The 15,928-nt window shown below is 26.3% G+C and carries 16 protein-coding genes and 1 other annotated feature; of the genes, 13 read left to right on the top strand and 3 right to left on the bottom strand.

What is annotated here, in order from left to right; genetic code table 11:
* Window position 1: 1 nt before the first annotated feature.
* From J2Z71_RS03685 to pyrR, 6 genes are read left to right on the top strand one after another with little or no spacing between them, the layout of a single operon-like run.
* Complete coding sequence (locus tag J2Z71_RS03685; RefSeq protein ID WP_210060505.1) at window positions 2–697, top strand: YggS family pyridoxal phosphate-dependent enzyme; 696 nt, start codon at window positions 2–4, stop codon at window positions 695–697.
* A 16-nt stretch (window positions 698–713) separates the two neighbouring features.
* Complete coding sequence (locus J2Z71_RS03690) at window positions 714–1,157, top strand: cell division protein SepF (protein ID WP_210060506.1); 444 nt, start codon at window positions 714–716, stop codon at window positions 1,155–1,157.
* On the top strand, window positions 1,151–1,930 hold the full coding sequence (locus J2Z71_RS03695; RefSeq protein WP_245311163.1) for a YlmH family RNA-binding protein: 780 nt from the start codon (window positions 1,151–1,153) through the stop codon (window positions 1,928–1,930). Before J2Z71_RS03690 ends, J2Z71_RS03695 begins: the two co-directional genes overlap by 7 nt.
* A gap of 31 nt (window positions 1,931–1,961) precedes the next feature.
* Entirely contained in the window at window positions 1,962–2,423 is a 462-nt protein-coding gene (gene lspA / locus J2Z71_RS03700) for a signal peptidase II (protein ID WP_210060507.1), read from the top strand.
* Window positions 2,424–2,435: 12 nt separating this feature from the next.
* Window positions 2,436–3,338 (top strand): RluA family pseudouridine synthase, encoded by a 903-nt coding sequence (locus J2Z71_RS03705; RefSeq protein ID WP_210060508.1) that lies wholly within the window; start codon window positions 2,436–2,438, stop codon window positions 3,336–3,338.
* Window positions 3,335–3,856, top strand: a complete 522-nt coding sequence (gene pyrR, locus J2Z71_RS03710) for a bifunctional pyr operon transcriptional regulator/uracil phosphoribosyltransferase PyrR (RefSeq protein WP_210060509.1) — start codon at window positions 3,335–3,337, stop codon at window positions 3,854–3,856. Before J2Z71_RS03705 ends, pyrR begins: the two co-directional genes overlap by 4 nt.
* Window positions 3,857–4,029: 173 nt before the next feature.
* On the opposite strand, the gene J2Z71_RS03715 is transcribed toward pyrR, so the two are convergent.
* Complete coding sequence (locus J2Z71_RS03715) at window positions 4,030–4,782, bottom strand: MTAP family purine nucleoside phosphorylase (RefSeq protein WP_210060510.1); 753 nt, start codon at window positions 4,780–4,782, stop codon at window positions 4,030–4,032.
* Window positions 4,783–4,863: 81 nt separating this feature from the next.
* Here J2Z71_RS03715 and J2Z71_RS03720 point away from each other — a divergent pair, with 81 nt between their 5' ends.
* From J2Z71_RS03720 to J2Z71_RS03745, 6 genes are all read left to right on the top strand, one after another.
* The gene (locus J2Z71_RS03720; RefSeq protein WP_210060511.1) at window positions 4,864–5,919 is read left to right on the top strand and encodes a s-methyl-5-thioribose-1-phosphate isomerase; all 1,056 of its coding nucleotides are present in this window, start codon (window positions 4,864–4,866) and stop codon (window positions 5,917–5,919) included.
* A 24-nt stretch (window positions 5,920–5,943) separates the two neighbouring features.
* Window positions 5,944–7,326: an NAD(P)/FAD-dependent oxidoreductase gene (locus J2Z71_RS03725; protein ID WP_210060512.1), complete on the top strand. Its 1,383-nt coding sequence runs from the start codon at window positions 5,944–5,946 to the stop codon at window positions 7,324–7,326.
* Between the two features lie 191 nt (window positions 7,327–7,517).
* Window positions 7,518–8,192, top strand: coding sequence for an aspartate/glutamate racemase family protein (locus J2Z71_RS03730; protein WP_210060513.1), 675 nt, complete (start codon window positions 7,518–7,520; stop codon window positions 8,190–8,192).
* 48 nt (window positions 8,193–8,240) lie between these two features.
* Window positions 8,241–8,474, top strand: a binding site (T-box leader).
* A gap of 60 nt (window positions 8,475–8,534) precedes the next feature.
* On the top strand, window positions 8,535–9,047 hold the full coding sequence (locus tag J2Z71_RS03735; RefSeq protein WP_210060514.1) for a tryptophan transporter: 513 nt from the start codon (window positions 8,535–8,537) through the stop codon (window positions 9,045–9,047).
* Between the two features lie 121 nt (window positions 9,048–9,168).
* Window positions 9,169–11,304 carry a bifunctional metallophosphatase/5'-nucleotidase gene (locus J2Z71_RS03740; protein ID WP_245311164.1) on the top strand — a complete coding sequence of 712 codons (2,136 nt, stop codon included), beginning with the start codon at window positions 9,169–9,171 and terminating at the stop codon, window positions 11,302–11,304.
* A gap of 6 nt (window positions 11,305–11,310) precedes the next feature.
* Complete coding sequence (locus J2Z71_RS03745; protein ID WP_210060515.1) at window positions 11,311–12,471, top strand: YibE/F family protein; 1,161 nt, start codon at window positions 11,311–11,313, stop codon at window positions 12,469–12,471.
* A gap of 23 nt (window positions 12,472–12,494) precedes the next feature.
* On the opposite strand, the gene fumC is transcribed toward J2Z71_RS03745, so the two are convergent.
* The gene (gene fumC / locus J2Z71_RS03750; protein WP_210060516.1) at window positions 12,495–13,859 is read right to left on the bottom strand and encodes a class II fumarate hydratase; all 1,365 of its coding nucleotides are present in this window, start codon (window positions 13,857–13,859) and stop codon (window positions 12,495–12,497) included.
* A gap of 4 nt (window positions 13,860–13,863) precedes the next feature.
* A complete protein-coding gene (locus J2Z71_RS03755) occupies window positions 13,864–15,279 on the bottom strand; it encodes an aspartate ammonia-lyase (RefSeq protein WP_210060517.1) in 1,416 nt (471 codons plus the stop codon).
* A gap of 219 nt (window positions 15,280–15,498) precedes the next feature.
* Here J2Z71_RS03755 and J2Z71_RS03760 point away from each other — a divergent pair, with 219 nt between their 5' ends.
* The gene (locus J2Z71_RS03760) at window positions 15,499–15,837 is read left to right on the top strand and encodes a LysR family transcriptional regulator (protein ID WP_245311165.1); all 339 of its coding nucleotides are present in this window, start codon (window positions 15,499–15,501) and stop codon (window positions 15,835–15,837) included.
* Window positions 15,838–15,928: the final 91 nt, after the last annotated feature.

Consider the following 15,928-nt stretch of genomic DNA (forward strand, 5'->3'; position numbering starts at 1 on the left):
TGTGGCTATAAAAGATAATTTACGTGAAACTCTTGAAGAAATAGAGAGTGCAAGAAAGCATTCTTTAACAGGAGAAGAGGTAAAATTAATAGCTGTAAGTAAGACTCACAGTCCAGAAGAAATAAAAGAAGCAATAGAATGTGGCATTACAGATATTGGTGAAAATAAAGTACAGGAATTACAAGGTAAGATGGAAATTCTACAAGATAGTGTAAAATATCATATGATAGGAAACTTACAAAGTAATAAAGTTAAATATATATATGATAAAGTAGAGTTAATACACTCTTTAGATAGAAAATCATTATTAAAAGAAATTAATAAAAGAGCAAAAAATGACGATATTATAGTAAACTGTTTACTAGAGATAAATATTGCAAAGGAAGAATCTAAGGGTGGAATGCATTATAATGAAGTTGAGAAATTCATTGAAACTTGTTTAAATTATGATAATGTGAAAATCAATGGACTTATGACTGTAGCTCCAAATACTGAAGATGAAGCTTTTCTAAGAGAATGCTTTAGAAAAATGTTTAAGTTAAAAGAAGTAATTAACAATAAAAATTATGATAAAAATAAAATTGAAATGAAATATCTATCTATGGGAATGAGCCAAGACTTTAAAATAGCAATAGAAGAAGGTTCAAACATGGTTAGAGTTGGAACAAAAATATTTGGAAAAAGAGATTACAAATAAGTAGGAGGTATTTTTTATGGCAGATATGATGGAAAAATTTAAAAGTGTATTTGGTTTTTCTGATGAATATGAAGACGAAGACTATGAATATGAAGATGAAGTTGTAGAAAGTAATGAAGAAAATGAGGCACCAGTTGCTCGTACTGTAAAACCTAAAAAGGTAAATAGTTTAATGAGCTTAAAGGGAGATATGATAATAACAGTTCATGAACCTCTTTCTTATGATGAATCACCTAAAATAGTAGACGATTTAAGAAATAACAAAGCTGTAGTACTTAATTTTGAACAACTAGATATTGATGTTAAAAGAGAAATTTTTGATTTTGTAAGTGGTGCACTATATGCAATTGATGGAAAAATTCAAAAGGTAAATAAAGATATTTTTGTATTAGCACCAATGCCTATTGAAATTGATGGTCTAAAAGAAGAACTTAAAAATTCAGGGATGTTTCCTTGGTAAAAAAATTAAATAGAGAAAATTTACTAAATCATATTGATGATAATGAAAAACTATTAGAAATGAAAAAAATTATAGATAAAATTGAAATAGTGTTAAATGACTATGTGGAATTATCTACTGATTTTTTAGATCCCTATGAAGTCTATTTAGCTAAATCAATTTTAAATAGATTTGAGGATATTTCATATAGTGTAGATGGTGGGTATGAAGAATCTGAAAGAAAAATTATTTATATTTACCAATCATATTTATATGAAAATACAATAAATGATTTAGTGGCATTTCAATTTAATTTAGAAAATAAAATAAGCCATAAAGATATTTTAGGAAGCTTATTAGGTCTTGGAATAGAAAGAAGAAAAATTGGAGATATAATTATTTCAAATAATGTATATTCTTTCTTTGTGAAAAGAGAACTTTCGGATTTTATAGAATTTAATTTTAAAAAAGTTAATAAATATAATGTAAAACTTGAAAGAGTAAATAGTGTAGATATTCCTGAAAAAGATTATGAAATAAATAAACTTATTATTTCATCATTAAGACTTGATACTTTTTTAAGTAATTTACTTAGAATGTCTAGAGCAAATGCTCAAGAACTAATAAAACAAGAAAAAGTAAAAGTAAATTTCAAGAGTGAAAATAAATCTTCTTATATACTAGAAGAAGGAGATTTATTATCTATTAGAAAGTTTGGTAGATTTATTTTTTCTGAAATTGAAGGTACAACAAAAAAAGATAATTATATAGTTAAAATTAAAATCCCAAAATAATTATTTTGGGATTTTACTAAATGGAGGCAAAATGGCAGTATTAATATTTACAGTATTATTAATTGCAATGGATCAAATTTCTAAATTTTATGTTGTGAAATTTTTAAAAGATCAAGGTCCACTAGTAATAAAAGAAGATTTTTTAAATCTTTTCTATTTAGAAAATAGAGGAGCAGCTTTTGGAATATTACAAGGTAGAAGACTTATTTTTACTATAATAACTATAGTAGTTGTTTTTATTTTACTTAAGATACTATTTAAAAACTATAAAGAAAGTTCAATTTTTCTAAAGATATGTATTTCTTTAATTTTAGGTGGTACAATAGGTAATTTTATAGATAGAATAAGATTACATTATGTAGTTGATTTTATTAGTATGAGAATTTTTGGATATGATTTTGCAGTATTTAATTTAGCAGATGTATTTATAGTACTTGGAACAATTATATTAATAATTTATATATTAAAAAATGACACTGAAAACTTGCGATAAAAGAGGTAATAAATGGTTGATAAACTTATCATTATAGAAAAAAACAATGAATATATAGGTTCTAGATTAGATAAATTTTTATTAAATAAATTGTCTATAAATAGATCACAAATAAAAAAATATATATCAAATGAAAATATTTTGGTAAATGAAAAAAAAGTAAAAGCAGGTTATATTTTAAAAGAAAACGATCAGATATTTATATACTATGAAGATGAACTAAAATTAATTCCTCAAAAAATTGATTTTAATATATTGTATGAAGATGAATATATAGCGGTTATCTCAAAACCACAAAATTTAATAGTTCATCCAGGAGCAGGTCATTTTGAAGATACTTTAGTAAATGGTTTATTATATAGATTTAATAGTCTAGCAACAACAGGTGAAGAGTTCAGGCCTGGAATAGTTCATAGATTAGATAAAGATACAAGTGGACTTATGATAATTGCTAAACAAGATATAGCTTATGAAAGATTAGTAGATCAATTTAAAAACTCTGAAATTCATAAAGAATATCTTGCAATAGTTGAAGGGGTAATAGATTCTAAAGGACGAATAGAAGAGCCCATAGGAAGAGATCCTAGAAATCGTACAAAAATGGCAGTTGTATATGAAAATTCAAAAAATGCAATTACAGAATATGAAGTTTTAAAAAATTATAATTTATTTACATTAATAAAAGTTAGAATTCTAACAGGAAGAACACATCAAATAAGAGTTCATATGAGTTATATTAAGCATCCAGTTCTAGGAGATCTGACATATGGACATAAAAATAAATATAAAATTGATAAACAAATGTTACATGCTTATAAATTAATATTTAATCATCCTATAACTAATGAAAAAATAGAAATTACTGATGATTATCCTATTAGATTTGAAAAGTTTTTAAAAAGAGGTGACATATGAAAAATATTGTAATGGATGAAGTAGCAATAAAAAGAGCTATCTCAAGAATATCTTATGAAATTATTGAAAAAAACAAAGGAACTAAAGATATAATTTTTGTAGGTATATTAACAAGAGGAAATGATATTGCTAAAAGAATTTCAGAAAAAATATATGAAGTTGAAAATATAAAACTTCCGGTATATCCTATTAATATCACTAATTTTAGAGATGATATTAAAAATAAAAACCAAGAAATTGAAAATATTATTGAAGAGGATATTAATAAAAAAAAGATTATATTAGTTGATGATGTTCTTCACACAGGAAGAAGTGTTAGAGCAGCCATGGATGGGGTTTTAGAGCAGGGAAGACCATCTTCAATACAACTCGTCGTCTTAGTAGATAGAGGTCACAGAGAGCTTCCTATAAGACCTGATTATGTAGGTAAAAACATACCAACATCAAAAAGTGAAAATATAGAAGTGAAAATAAAAGAAATAGATGAAGTAGATCAAGTATATATAGAAAAGCTATAAAAAAGTGCCTTTTATAAGGTATTTTTTTATAGCTTTTATTTTTCATTTATATTAGTACAATAATTTCAAACGAACAAGTAAATATTATAAGTTTAAAGTGAAAATGAATTTATAAAGAATAAACTTCTGTTCTAAACATGAGTTCTTATTGCTTTAAATTCTATTAATAAAAATTAAAGCAATATTGAATTTGAAGTAATATTTAAAATGTCTTCATCGTTAAAAGAATCTAATATAGCATTAATGATGCCATTTTTATTAATAGAATTTTTATCAAAAGTTTCATTTGAAATTTTTGAAACAAGTCCTGTACAATAATTGGTTACATAAGAAATACAACTATAATTTATATTTAATTCATTTGCCAATAAAACCTCTGGGATATTTGTCATTCCTACAACATCACAATTTAGCATTTGATAAAGTTTTATTTCTGTTGCAGATTCAAATCTAGGTCCTTCTGTACATACATATATTCCAGTTTTTGGATTAATATTATATTTCTTTGAATTTTTAATAAATAATTCATTCATTTCATCACTATAAGGATTACTAACATCTAAGTGTTTTACATTATTTTCGTCATAAAAAGTAGTAATTCTATTTTTTGTCATATCTAAAAAATCATTAATTAAAACAATGCTATTAATAGATAAATCTTTTTTCAAACTTCCAACAGCACAAATACCATAAATATGAGTTACTCCAAGTAATTTTAAAGCTTTTATATTTGCTCTATAATTGATTTTATGAGGAGCTATATTATGTGTTTCTCCATGTCTTGGTAAAAAATAAACTTCCATATTTTCATCTTTTTTTATTAATTTAACATTTACTATTCCATAAGAGGTGATTATTTCTTTTGTTTCAAATTCACTACCAAAAGTGTCAAATCCAGTTCCAGCAATAATGGCATATTTTTTCATTTTAGTCTCCTTTTATGTTACAATTGTTTTAGATTTATCAGTTTATTATATTATAACATAAGACTTTAGGAGGTTATATCTATGCTTAGAATTGATGATGATCTTGCATTTATGTTAAAATTTGAAAATGTAGCTTGGTATGAAAAAGGTCAGGTTAAAATTTTAGATAGAAGAATTTATCCAAGAAAAATAGAGTTTGTAATTTGTAATAATCATAAAGAAGTTGCAAATGCAATAAGAGATATGGTGACTCAAAGTGCAGGCCCATATACAGCAGCTGGAATGGGAATGGCATTAGCTGCTTTTGAATGTAGAGATATGGATAATATTAAAAAAATTGATTATTTAGAAAAAGCAGCAAAAGATATTTATAGTGCAAGACCTACAACAAAGGATAGAATGATAGAAGTAACAGAAGGTTGTTTGGAAATTGCAAAAAATAATATAAATAGTAAAAATTTAGATAATATTATTTCAAACTACACAATAAAAACTATGGAAAATAGATATGAAAGAATTGGAAAAGTTGCAAAGTACTTAGTTAAAATGTTTCCTGATAATGGAAAAATCTTAACTCAATGCTATGGTGAAACTATAATTGGTATGATGCTTAAAGAATGTAAAAAACAAAATAAAAATATAGAATTGTATTGTGCAGAAACAAGACCTTTTTTACAAGGTGCAAGATTTACTGCATCAGTTGCTTGTGATATGGGATTTAAAGTAACAGTTATAACAGATAATATGATTGCTGCAACTATTAAAAATAAAAAAATTGATTTATTTACATCAGCAGCTGACTCTATAACAAGAGATGGATATGTTGTTAATAAGGTAGGAACATCTCAAATGGCTATAGTATCAAAGTATTATGAGATACCATATTTTGTAACAGGTATTCCTGATTCAGTTGAATCTATTAATAATATAAAAATAGAGGAAAGAGATCCAAAAAAAGTGTTAGAATGTAATGGGATAAAAAATACATTAGATGGAGTAAAAGGATATTATCCAGCCTTTGATATTACACCACCACATTTAATAAGTGGAGTTGTAACAGATACTGGAATATACTCACCTTATGATTTAGAAAATTATAAATCTAGTGATGGAAGTTTTTATTCCTTTGCAGTTTAAAATATATTTAATATGAGGAGAATTATGAAAAATTACGACATAATTATTGTTGGAGCTGGTGCAAGTGGTGTTTTTGCATCTTATGAATTTACAAATAAGGACACTGATTTAAAAGTATTGATGATTGATAAGGGTAATTCAATAGAAGGCAGAATTTGTCCTATTAAAGCTGGTAAGGTAGAAAATTGCATAGGTTGTAATCCTTGTAATATTATGAATGGATATGGTGGAGCTGGAACATTATCTGATGGAAAATACAATATTACTACAAATTTTGGTGGAGATATGCATAAATTTGTAGGTCAAGATAATGCAATTAAACTTATGGAATATGTAGATGAGGTATTATGTAGTTTTGATGAAGGTGAATCGAAACTATTCTCAACGACAAAATCAGACTTAAAAACAATAGCTTTAAGACATGATTTACATTTATTAGATGCTAAGGTTCGTCATTTTGGAACTGATAGAAATATGAAAATCCTTGAAAAAATGTATGAGTATTCTAAAAATAAAGTAGATATGTTATTTAATACTATTGTAGAAGATATAGATTATGATAATGATACTAAAAATTATATTGTATCTACAACTGATCAAGGACAATTTAGTTGTAAAAAAGTAGTTCTTGCATCAGGAAGATCTGGATCAAAATGGATTTCTGAAATTTGTGATAAATTTAATATAAAATTATATAGTAATCAAGTTGATATAGGAGTAAGGGTTGAACTTCCAGCAGAAGTTTTTAAACATATTACAGATGATGTCTATGAGAGTAAGATAGTATATCAAACAAAAGGATATAATGATCTTGTAAGAACATTTTGCATGAATCCTTATGGTCAAGTAGTAGCAGAAAATACAAATGGAATAATAACTGTAAATGGACATGCGTACTCTAATCCAAAACTTCAAAGTGAAAATACTAACTTTGCGCTTTTAGTAAGTAATAAATTTACAGAACCTTTTAAAGATTCTAATGAATATGGTGAATCAATAGCAAAACTTTCAAACATGCTTGGAGGAGGAGTATTACTTCAAAGATTTGGAGATTTAGTTAAGGGACGTAGATCTGATGAGAGAAGAATGGCAAAATGCTTTACTAATCCAACTCTAAAGGCAATACCAGGAGATTTATCTTTAGTAATTCCAAAAAGACAATTAGATTCAATCATAGAAATGATTTATGCTCTTGATAAAATTGCACCAGGAACTGCAAATGAGGATACTTTACTATATGGAGTAGAAGTTAAATTTTATAACTCAAAAGTAGATGTAAATGAAAACTTTGAAACAGATAAAAAAGGATTATATGTAGTAGGAGATGGAGGAGGAGCAACTCATTCATTATCACAGGCATCAGCTTGTGGAGTTCATGTTGCAAGATATTTAATGGATAATATGTAAAAAGCAGCTTTTAAGCTGCTTTTTATTTTATTTAAAAAATAGAACAATAATTTTAAATGAACAAGTATAAAATAAAAGATTTATCTTCATTTGAAAACATTTACTTTTAAGAGAGTTTCTTTATTGAATTAATGTTCAAAACATAGTATATTAATAATATACGAAAATTTTATATATTAAAGAGGTGTTTTATGAAAATCGGAGTTGTAGCAGGCACTCCCGTTGATACTAGAATGGGATCAAATGTATTAAGAGAAGCAAATATAGACAATTTAGAGTTTCCTTTATCTAAAAACGCACGAGAGCAAACGTTATTACAATATAGTGGACAAGAATATATAGAAAACGCAACAGCAATGGCTATTAAAAAAGCAATTCATAATAATTGTGATGGTATTTTTTTATATTGTAATTCATTATCATCAAGTATTGATTATAAGAAACTAGAAAATAATTTTAAAATACCTATAATTACCCCTTTAGAATGTTATACTAAGTACTCTAAAGAATATAATACTTTAGCAATTCTTTCTGCAAATGGAAATTCTGCAAAAGAAATTGAAAGAATTTTAAAAGATTCAAATAAATTTAATAATTCTATTTTAATAGGTAATATGATGTTAGTTGAATCAATTGAAGAAAAATTATTAGCTGAAGATATAATAGATGTTCTTGCACTAGATAGTATGGTAGAATATCTTGAAAAAGTTAATTATAATAATAATAAAGTTGAAGCAATTATACTTGGTTGTACTCATTTTCCATACATAAAAAATGAACTAAAAAAATTAACAAAATTAGATATTTTAGATCCTAAAGATGATATGATTGAAATGTTAAAATTTAAATTAAATAAAATAGCTTGACAAATATCATTTAATGAACTATTATAATGTTTAATTAAATTATGTTATATGAAAATGTTGATTAGAAAATAGTAACTATAGAAAATTAATTTTAGAGAGTTAAGGTTTGGTGAAACTTAACATTAATATTTATAGTGAATGGGTCTATGAGTGCAAGGCGAATATAAGTAGCTAAGACGGTTCTCCCGTTATCGAGATAGGATATGTTAGTATCTGAAAAAAGATATACTTTTTATAAGTATAATTAGGATGGCACCGCGAATTTAACCATTTGTTCCTTTATAGGGACAAGTGGTTTTTTTTATTTTCTATCACTTTTCAAAAAAAGAAAAGGAGAAAAACATGAAAACAAAAAATTTAGTACAAGCATCAATTTTATTGGCAATAGGGGCAGTTTTACATTTAGTCGTTCCAGGAATTATCAATGGTATGAAACCAGATTTTCTACTAGTAACAATGTTTTGTGCAATTATTATGAATGATGATTTTAAGTCTACTTTAATTATAGGTATGGCAACAGGATTAATAGCTGCAGCAACTACAACATTTCCTAGTGGTCAAATTCCATCTATATTTGATAAACTTATTTCTGCTTTTACATTTTTATCTTTATATAGATTAGTATTTAAAAATATAAAGAATAAAAAATTTGCTATGTTTATTAATACTTTCATTAATACTTTTATAAGTGGATTCGTATTTTTATTTTCAGCAAGTCAATTATTTGGAATAAATATTCCTGGTGGAATTTCTGTACTTTTATTAAGCGTTGTCTTACCTACATGTTTCTTTAATGGGGCATTTGGTATAATAGTAGAAAAAATAATATTTATATATAATAAAGTATCTATTTGAAAAAAAGGCCAAGGGATTAATTGTAAATTTTTCTTTTGGCTTTTTTTATGGTTTTTATAAAAACGTTTATCTCATAAGAATATATGTTAAAATGATATTATAAATTTAAGGAGGTTTAATTATGAAAAACACTAAGAAGATATTATCTTTAGCATTATCACTAATAATAACAACAACAAGTTTTGTTGGAGTTTATGCTAAAGAAGAAGAGGAAAGTTCAGTATCTAAGTTACAATCAGTAAATCTTTTAGACAAAGACAATACTGAAGAAAAGCTACATAAAGATTTATCTCGTGCAGAAGGTCTAACTATGGTATTGAAGTCTATTGGATATTCTCAGGAAATATCTAAAGAAGAAGAAAATGTAAAGCTAAATCCTTTTGATGATGTTCCTGAATGGTTTAAAGGATATGCTGGTATAGGATCTGATTTAAATTTAACTAATGGAAAAAGTGAAACCAAATACGATCCTAATTCTAATTTAAATAAAAAAGAATTTATAGCTTTCATTCTTAGATCTTTAGATTATGATATTGAAAACTCTTATTCTAAAGCAGAAGAAATAGGAAAGAAAATCGGTCTATTATCTAAAGATGATAATATTAATTCAAAAATAACAAAAAAAGAAGCTGCAGAATATATTTTCTCTGCTCTAAATAAAGAAATTCAAAATGGAACTAAAATGACTCTTGGAGAATATTTAGTAAAATCTAATATTATTTCTAAAGAAAATGCGGATTCTATAGGAATTATTTTTGGAGAAGAAGATAATAAAAATGTTCATATTTTATACTTTAACGATTTCCACGGAAATGTCGCTGAAGAAATAACAGGCAAAAAAAGAAATATGGGTATGGCTAAAATGGTTGGTTATGTAAATGAATTTAAAGAAAAACATCCAAATACTTTAGTATTATCAGGTGGAGATAATTATCAAGGAACATCTGATTCAAATCTAACTATTGGTAAACCTGTAACATCTATGATGAAAGGTATGAATATAGTTGCTTCAGCTGTTGGAAATCATGAATTTGATTGGGGATCAGATAAAATAGAAAACTGGTCAAAAGATGGTGATTTTAAATATCTTGCTTCAAATATCTATGACACTAAAACAGATAAACCTGTTAGTTGGGCAAATCCATATATGATTATAGAAGAAGGAGATATAAAAATAGGTTTAATTGGACTTGCACATCCAGATACACCAACACTAACTAAAGCTGAGCATATAAAAGGATTCGAGTTTAGAGATCCTATAAAATCAGCTCAAGAATGGGTTGATTATTTAAATGCTGGAAAAGCAAAAGAAGGTAAACCTGATATTATAATCGCTTTAACTCATATAGATTCAGATCAAGATGCAAAAACAGGAAATATTACAGGAAATGCTGCAAAACTTGCTAATGAAGTTAAAGGACTTGATTGTATTCTTTCAGCTCATTCCCACAGAAGCGTTAGCGGAAAAGTAAATGATATTCCTATTTTACAAGCTTATTGTTATGGAAGAGCTATTGGACAAGTAAATATAAATATTGATGATAATAAAGAAATAAATATTGAAACACAATTATTTCAAGGAAGCGATATTAAAGACAAAATTATAAAAAATACAGATTCTGATAATTTTTATATTAATCTTCAAAAAGAATTAGCTCCTATAAAAGGTGAAATTCTTGGTAAAGCAACTAAAGAATTTACACATGATAGGGCTACTAAGGGTTCTAATACATTATTAGGAAGTTGGTCATGTAAAGCTATGGCTGAAAAAACTAATTGCGATATAGCTATTCAAAATGGTGGAGGATTAAGAAGAACTTTAAATGCTGGTGATATTACAATGGGCGATTTATATGAAATTATGCCTTTTGATAATTATTTAGTTACTATGGAACTTCCAGGTAAAGACTTAATAAAAGCAATAGACCATGGAATAGATATGCCAAAAACTACAGATGGAGTTTTTAGTGGATTAAATGTAGAATATGATTCATCTAAAGAATATGGAAATAAAATAACAAAAATAACTTTAGAAGATGGAACTCCTATTGATGAAAACAAAACTTATAAAGTTGTAATAAATGATTTTATGTTTACTGGTGGAGATGGATATGATTTTACAAATGCAAAAAATGTAGATGAAACTTATATTCCTATAAGAGATGTATTAGTAGAAGCTATAAAAGAAGCTAAAACTATTACTCCAGAAAATATTGATTATATAAAAGATATTGAAAAAGTTTTAAAAGCTGCATAAAATATTATGAAAAAATTGTTATTTAATTTATTATTACTATTTATGTTTATTCCTGCAATAGTAAATGCTGATTCTTTATCCTCAGATACAGATTTGAAAAAACATTATGATAGTGTAATAAATAATAGTGAATATTCAGTAATAAAAGCTAAAATAATAGATATAGAATATGATGATACTAAAGAAAAAAGAGAAACTCCTTTAGAATCAGATATTAGATATCAACATTTAAAGATTAAAATATTAAATGGTACTCACAAAGAAGAAGAATTAACTATAAGACATACTATAGAAAGAATTATGCCTGGAAGTTATATATTTAAACAAGGCGACAAAATTCTTCTTAGAATTACTGAAAATAAAGGGATTATTGAAACTATTAAAATAGAAGAAAAAGTTAGAGATATAAATATTTTTCTAATACTATTATTATTTGTAATATTACTATTATTATTTGGTAAAATAAGTGGATTAAAAACATTGATTTCTTTAATCTTTACAATTGGAACAATTATTTTAATATATATACCATTAATTTTAAATGGATTTAGTCCAATTTTAGCTTCTATATTAGTTTCAATATTATCTATTGTAGTAACTCTTTTAATAATAAGTGGAAATAATAAAAAAACCTATGTTGCAATAATTTCAACTTCAATTGGAGTAATATTTTCAGGTATAATTGCTATATTATTTGGAAAATTTGCCTCATTAACAGGTCTTTCAGAGGATAGTGCAATAAGCCTTGCTTATATACCGCAATATAGAAATTTAAACTATCAAGGGATATTATTTGGAACTATTTTAATAGGAGCTATAGGAGCTATAATGGATGTTGCAATATCAATAGCTTCATCTCTTTGGGAAATCAAAGAAATAAATTCAAATATAAATAAAAATGAAATGATTAAATCAGGATTTAATATAGGTAGAGATATTTTAGGATCTATGTCTAATACTTTAATACTTGCCTATGTAGGTACAACTCTTCATTTGATAATGTTATTTATTGTATATAGAGTTAAGTTTATAGAAATTATAAATTTAGATTCAATTGCAACAGAAATAATAAGAGCAATGGCTGGTAGTATAGGACTTATTATTACAATACCTATAACAGTCTTAATATCAACTTTTGTTTATATTGAAAAAAAACCTATGTCTTAAGACATAGGTTTTTAATTTATTGATTAAATCATTTCTTCAGGTTTAACATATTCATCAAATTCTTCTTCTTTTAAAAATCCAAGTTCTACACAAGATTCTTTTAAAGATAAATTATTTTCATGAGCATATTTAGCAACTTTTGCAGAATTGTCATATCCAATCTTTGGACTAAGTGCTGTTACAAGCATAAGTGAATTATGCAAATAATAGTCTATCTTTTCAATATTTGGTTTAATGCCAATTGCACATTTTTCATTAAATGAATTTATAGCATCAGTAAGTAATCTTACAGAGTTTAAAAAGTTATATATTATAACAGGCATAAATACATTAAGTTCAAAATTTCCTTGAGAGGCAGATATACCTATTGTAGTATCATTGCCCATTACTTGAACTGCAACCATTGTCAATGCCTCACATTGTGTTGGATTAACTTTTCCTGGCATTATAGAAGAACCTGGTTCATTAGAAGGGATTATTAATTCAGATAATCCACATCTTGGTCCACTAGAAAGCCAACGAACATCATTTGCTATTTTCATTAAGTTTGCAGCTAATGCTTTTAATGCACCATGAGCATAAACTAATTCATCTTTACTTGTTAGTGCATGAAATTTATTTTCTGCAGATTTAAAATCAAACTTTGTATTTTGTGCTATTTCTCCAGATACATATTCTCCAAAGTTTTCAGGAGCATTAAGACCAGTTCCTACAGCTGTTCCTCCAATAGCAAGATTTAAAAGTCCCTTAGAACTTTCTACTATCATATCTCTTGTCACTTCTAACATATTTCTCCAGCCACTAATTTCTTGAGATAGTTTAAGTGGAGTAGCATCTTGTAAATGAGTTCTGCCTATTTTTATTATATCTGAATATTTTTTTTCTAATTCTTTAAATGTATTAATAAGTTTATTTATAGCAGGGATTAATTTTGTATTAATTTCAATAGTAGCTGCTATATGCATAGCTGTTGGGAAAGTATCATTTGAACTTTGTGACATATTTACATGATCATTTGGATGTAATACTTTTTCATTTGCTATTTCATTTCCTCTGTTTGCAACTACTTCATTAATATTCATATTAGATTGAGTTCCACTTCCAGTTTGAAAAACCATAAGAGGAAAATGTCTATCTAAAGCTCCTGATATAATTTCATTAGTAACTTCAACAATTAAATCTTTTCTTTTATCATCTAATTTACCAAGTTTATTATTTGTTATAGCACAAGCTTTTTTTAATTCAGCTAAAGCATGAATAACTTCTATTGGAATAGTATCTGTTCCAATTTTAAAATTTTCAAAACTTCTTTCTGTTTGAGCTGCCCAGTATGCATCACTTGGTACCTTAATTTCTCCCATAGAATCTTTTTCAATACGGTAAGTCATTTTATCACCTATTCTCCTTGCCAATTATTCCAGGTTTTATCATTAAATAAGGATCTAATATTTCATCTAACTTTTTTTCATCTAATAAATTATTTTTTAAAATTAACTCTCTAATAGATTCTCCAGATTTTAAAGCTTCATTAGCTATTTCTGCAGCTTTTTCATATCCTACATATGGATTTATAGCAGTAATTATACCTATAGAATGCTCTACAAGATGTCTACATCTTTCTTTATTTGCAGTTATATCTACAATACAATTTTCTGTAAGAGTTTTAACAGCTCCTGTAAGTGATGTTATTGATTCAAATAAATTATAGAAAAGCACTGGTTCAAAAGCATTTAGTTCTAATTGTCCTCCCTCAGCAGCCATTGTAATAGTAGTATCATTTCCTATTATATTAAAGGCAACTTGACTGACAACTTCTGGTATTACTGGATTAACTTTACCAGGCATTATAGAAGAACCATTTTGCTTAGGAGGTAAATTAAGTTCAAATAAACCAGTTCTTGGACCTGAATTCATGAGTCTTAAATCATTACTCATTTTAGATAAATTAACAGCACAAGTTTTAATAATTCCTGATACATAAACATATACATCTAGATTTTGTGTACCATCAATTAAATCTTCTGCTTGTTCTAAATCTATTCCACTTATTTTAGCTAAATTTGGAACTACATTTTTAACATAATCAACATCAGCATTAAGGCCTGTACCAATTGCAGTACCACCTAGATTTAATATTGAAAGTTCTTCAATAGCATGATTAAATCTTCTAATATCTCTTTTTATTCCTGCACTATAAGCTTTAAACTCTTGTCCCATAGTAATAGGAATTGCATCTTCAAGTTGAGTTCTTCCCATTTTTATAACATCATCAAATTCCTTTGATTTTTTTATTAATTCATCATATAAATTCTCTAGAACTGGAATCGATTTCTTTAAAAGCTTAATAGCTGCCATTTTTCCAGAAGAAGGGAACACATCATTAGTAGATTGTCCCATATTTACATGGTCATTAGGGCTTACTACAGAATAATCTCCTTTTTCTCCACCTAAAATTTCAATAGCTCTATTTGCTATTACTTCATTTGCATTCATATTTGCAGATGTTCCTGCTCCTCCTTGAATTGGATCTACAATGAATTCTTCATGTAATTTTCCATTAATTATATCATCACAAGCTTTTATAATGGCATTTCCTATTTTTTCATCTAGTTCTTTAACTTCCATATTAGTTATTGCACAAGCTTTTTTTATCTCAGCAAGAGAGTTTATAATTTCTTCATGCATAACTTTACCTGTAATTTTAAAATTTTCGCATGCTCTTAAACTTTGAACTCCATAATATACTTCTATTGGAACTTCTTTTTGTCCAACAGAGTCATGTTCAATTCTATAATCTTTATTTTTCATGACAATCCTCCAAAATTTTTAAAAATACTTGATATAATCGAATTTTTACAATATTATATAATTAATTGTAATAATTTAAATAGACAATACTATATACTTAAGTAAAGAAACTTTCATATACTATTAGTATTGCTATTTACTTCTATATATTAATTATAAATTATACATATATATATTCAAGTATATAAAAGTATATGAAAGTATAGGTGGGGGTTTATATTGTTTAAAGGAATGGAATATGTATACGAAGTATATAAAGAACGTAGCTTTTCAAAAGCAGCAAAAAATTTATTTATATCACAGCCATCATTAAGTGCAGCGATTAAAAAAACAGAATCTGAACTTGGCTTTGAAATCTTTGATAGATCTACAAAACCAATAGGTCTTACTGAATTTGGAATAGCATATATAAAAGCTATTGAAAAGATTTTAGAAATTCAAGAATGTTTTGGTAATTATTTAAATGATCTATCAGACTTACAAGCAGGTCAAATATCTATAGGTGGAACTAATTTATTCACATCATATATTTTACCTCCTATTATTTCGATTTTTTAGCTCGTTGCAGAACTCTACAACTCGCATATATACTACATTTTTCTATATTGAAATGGCTAGAATTCCCCCATTTTTGGGTATATATACAGTA

This window comes from Peptoniphilus stercorisuis, assembly GCF_017874395.1.
Lineage (GTDB): Bacteria > Bacillota > Clostridia > Tissierellales > Peptoniphilaceae > Anaerosphaera > Anaerosphaera stercorisuis.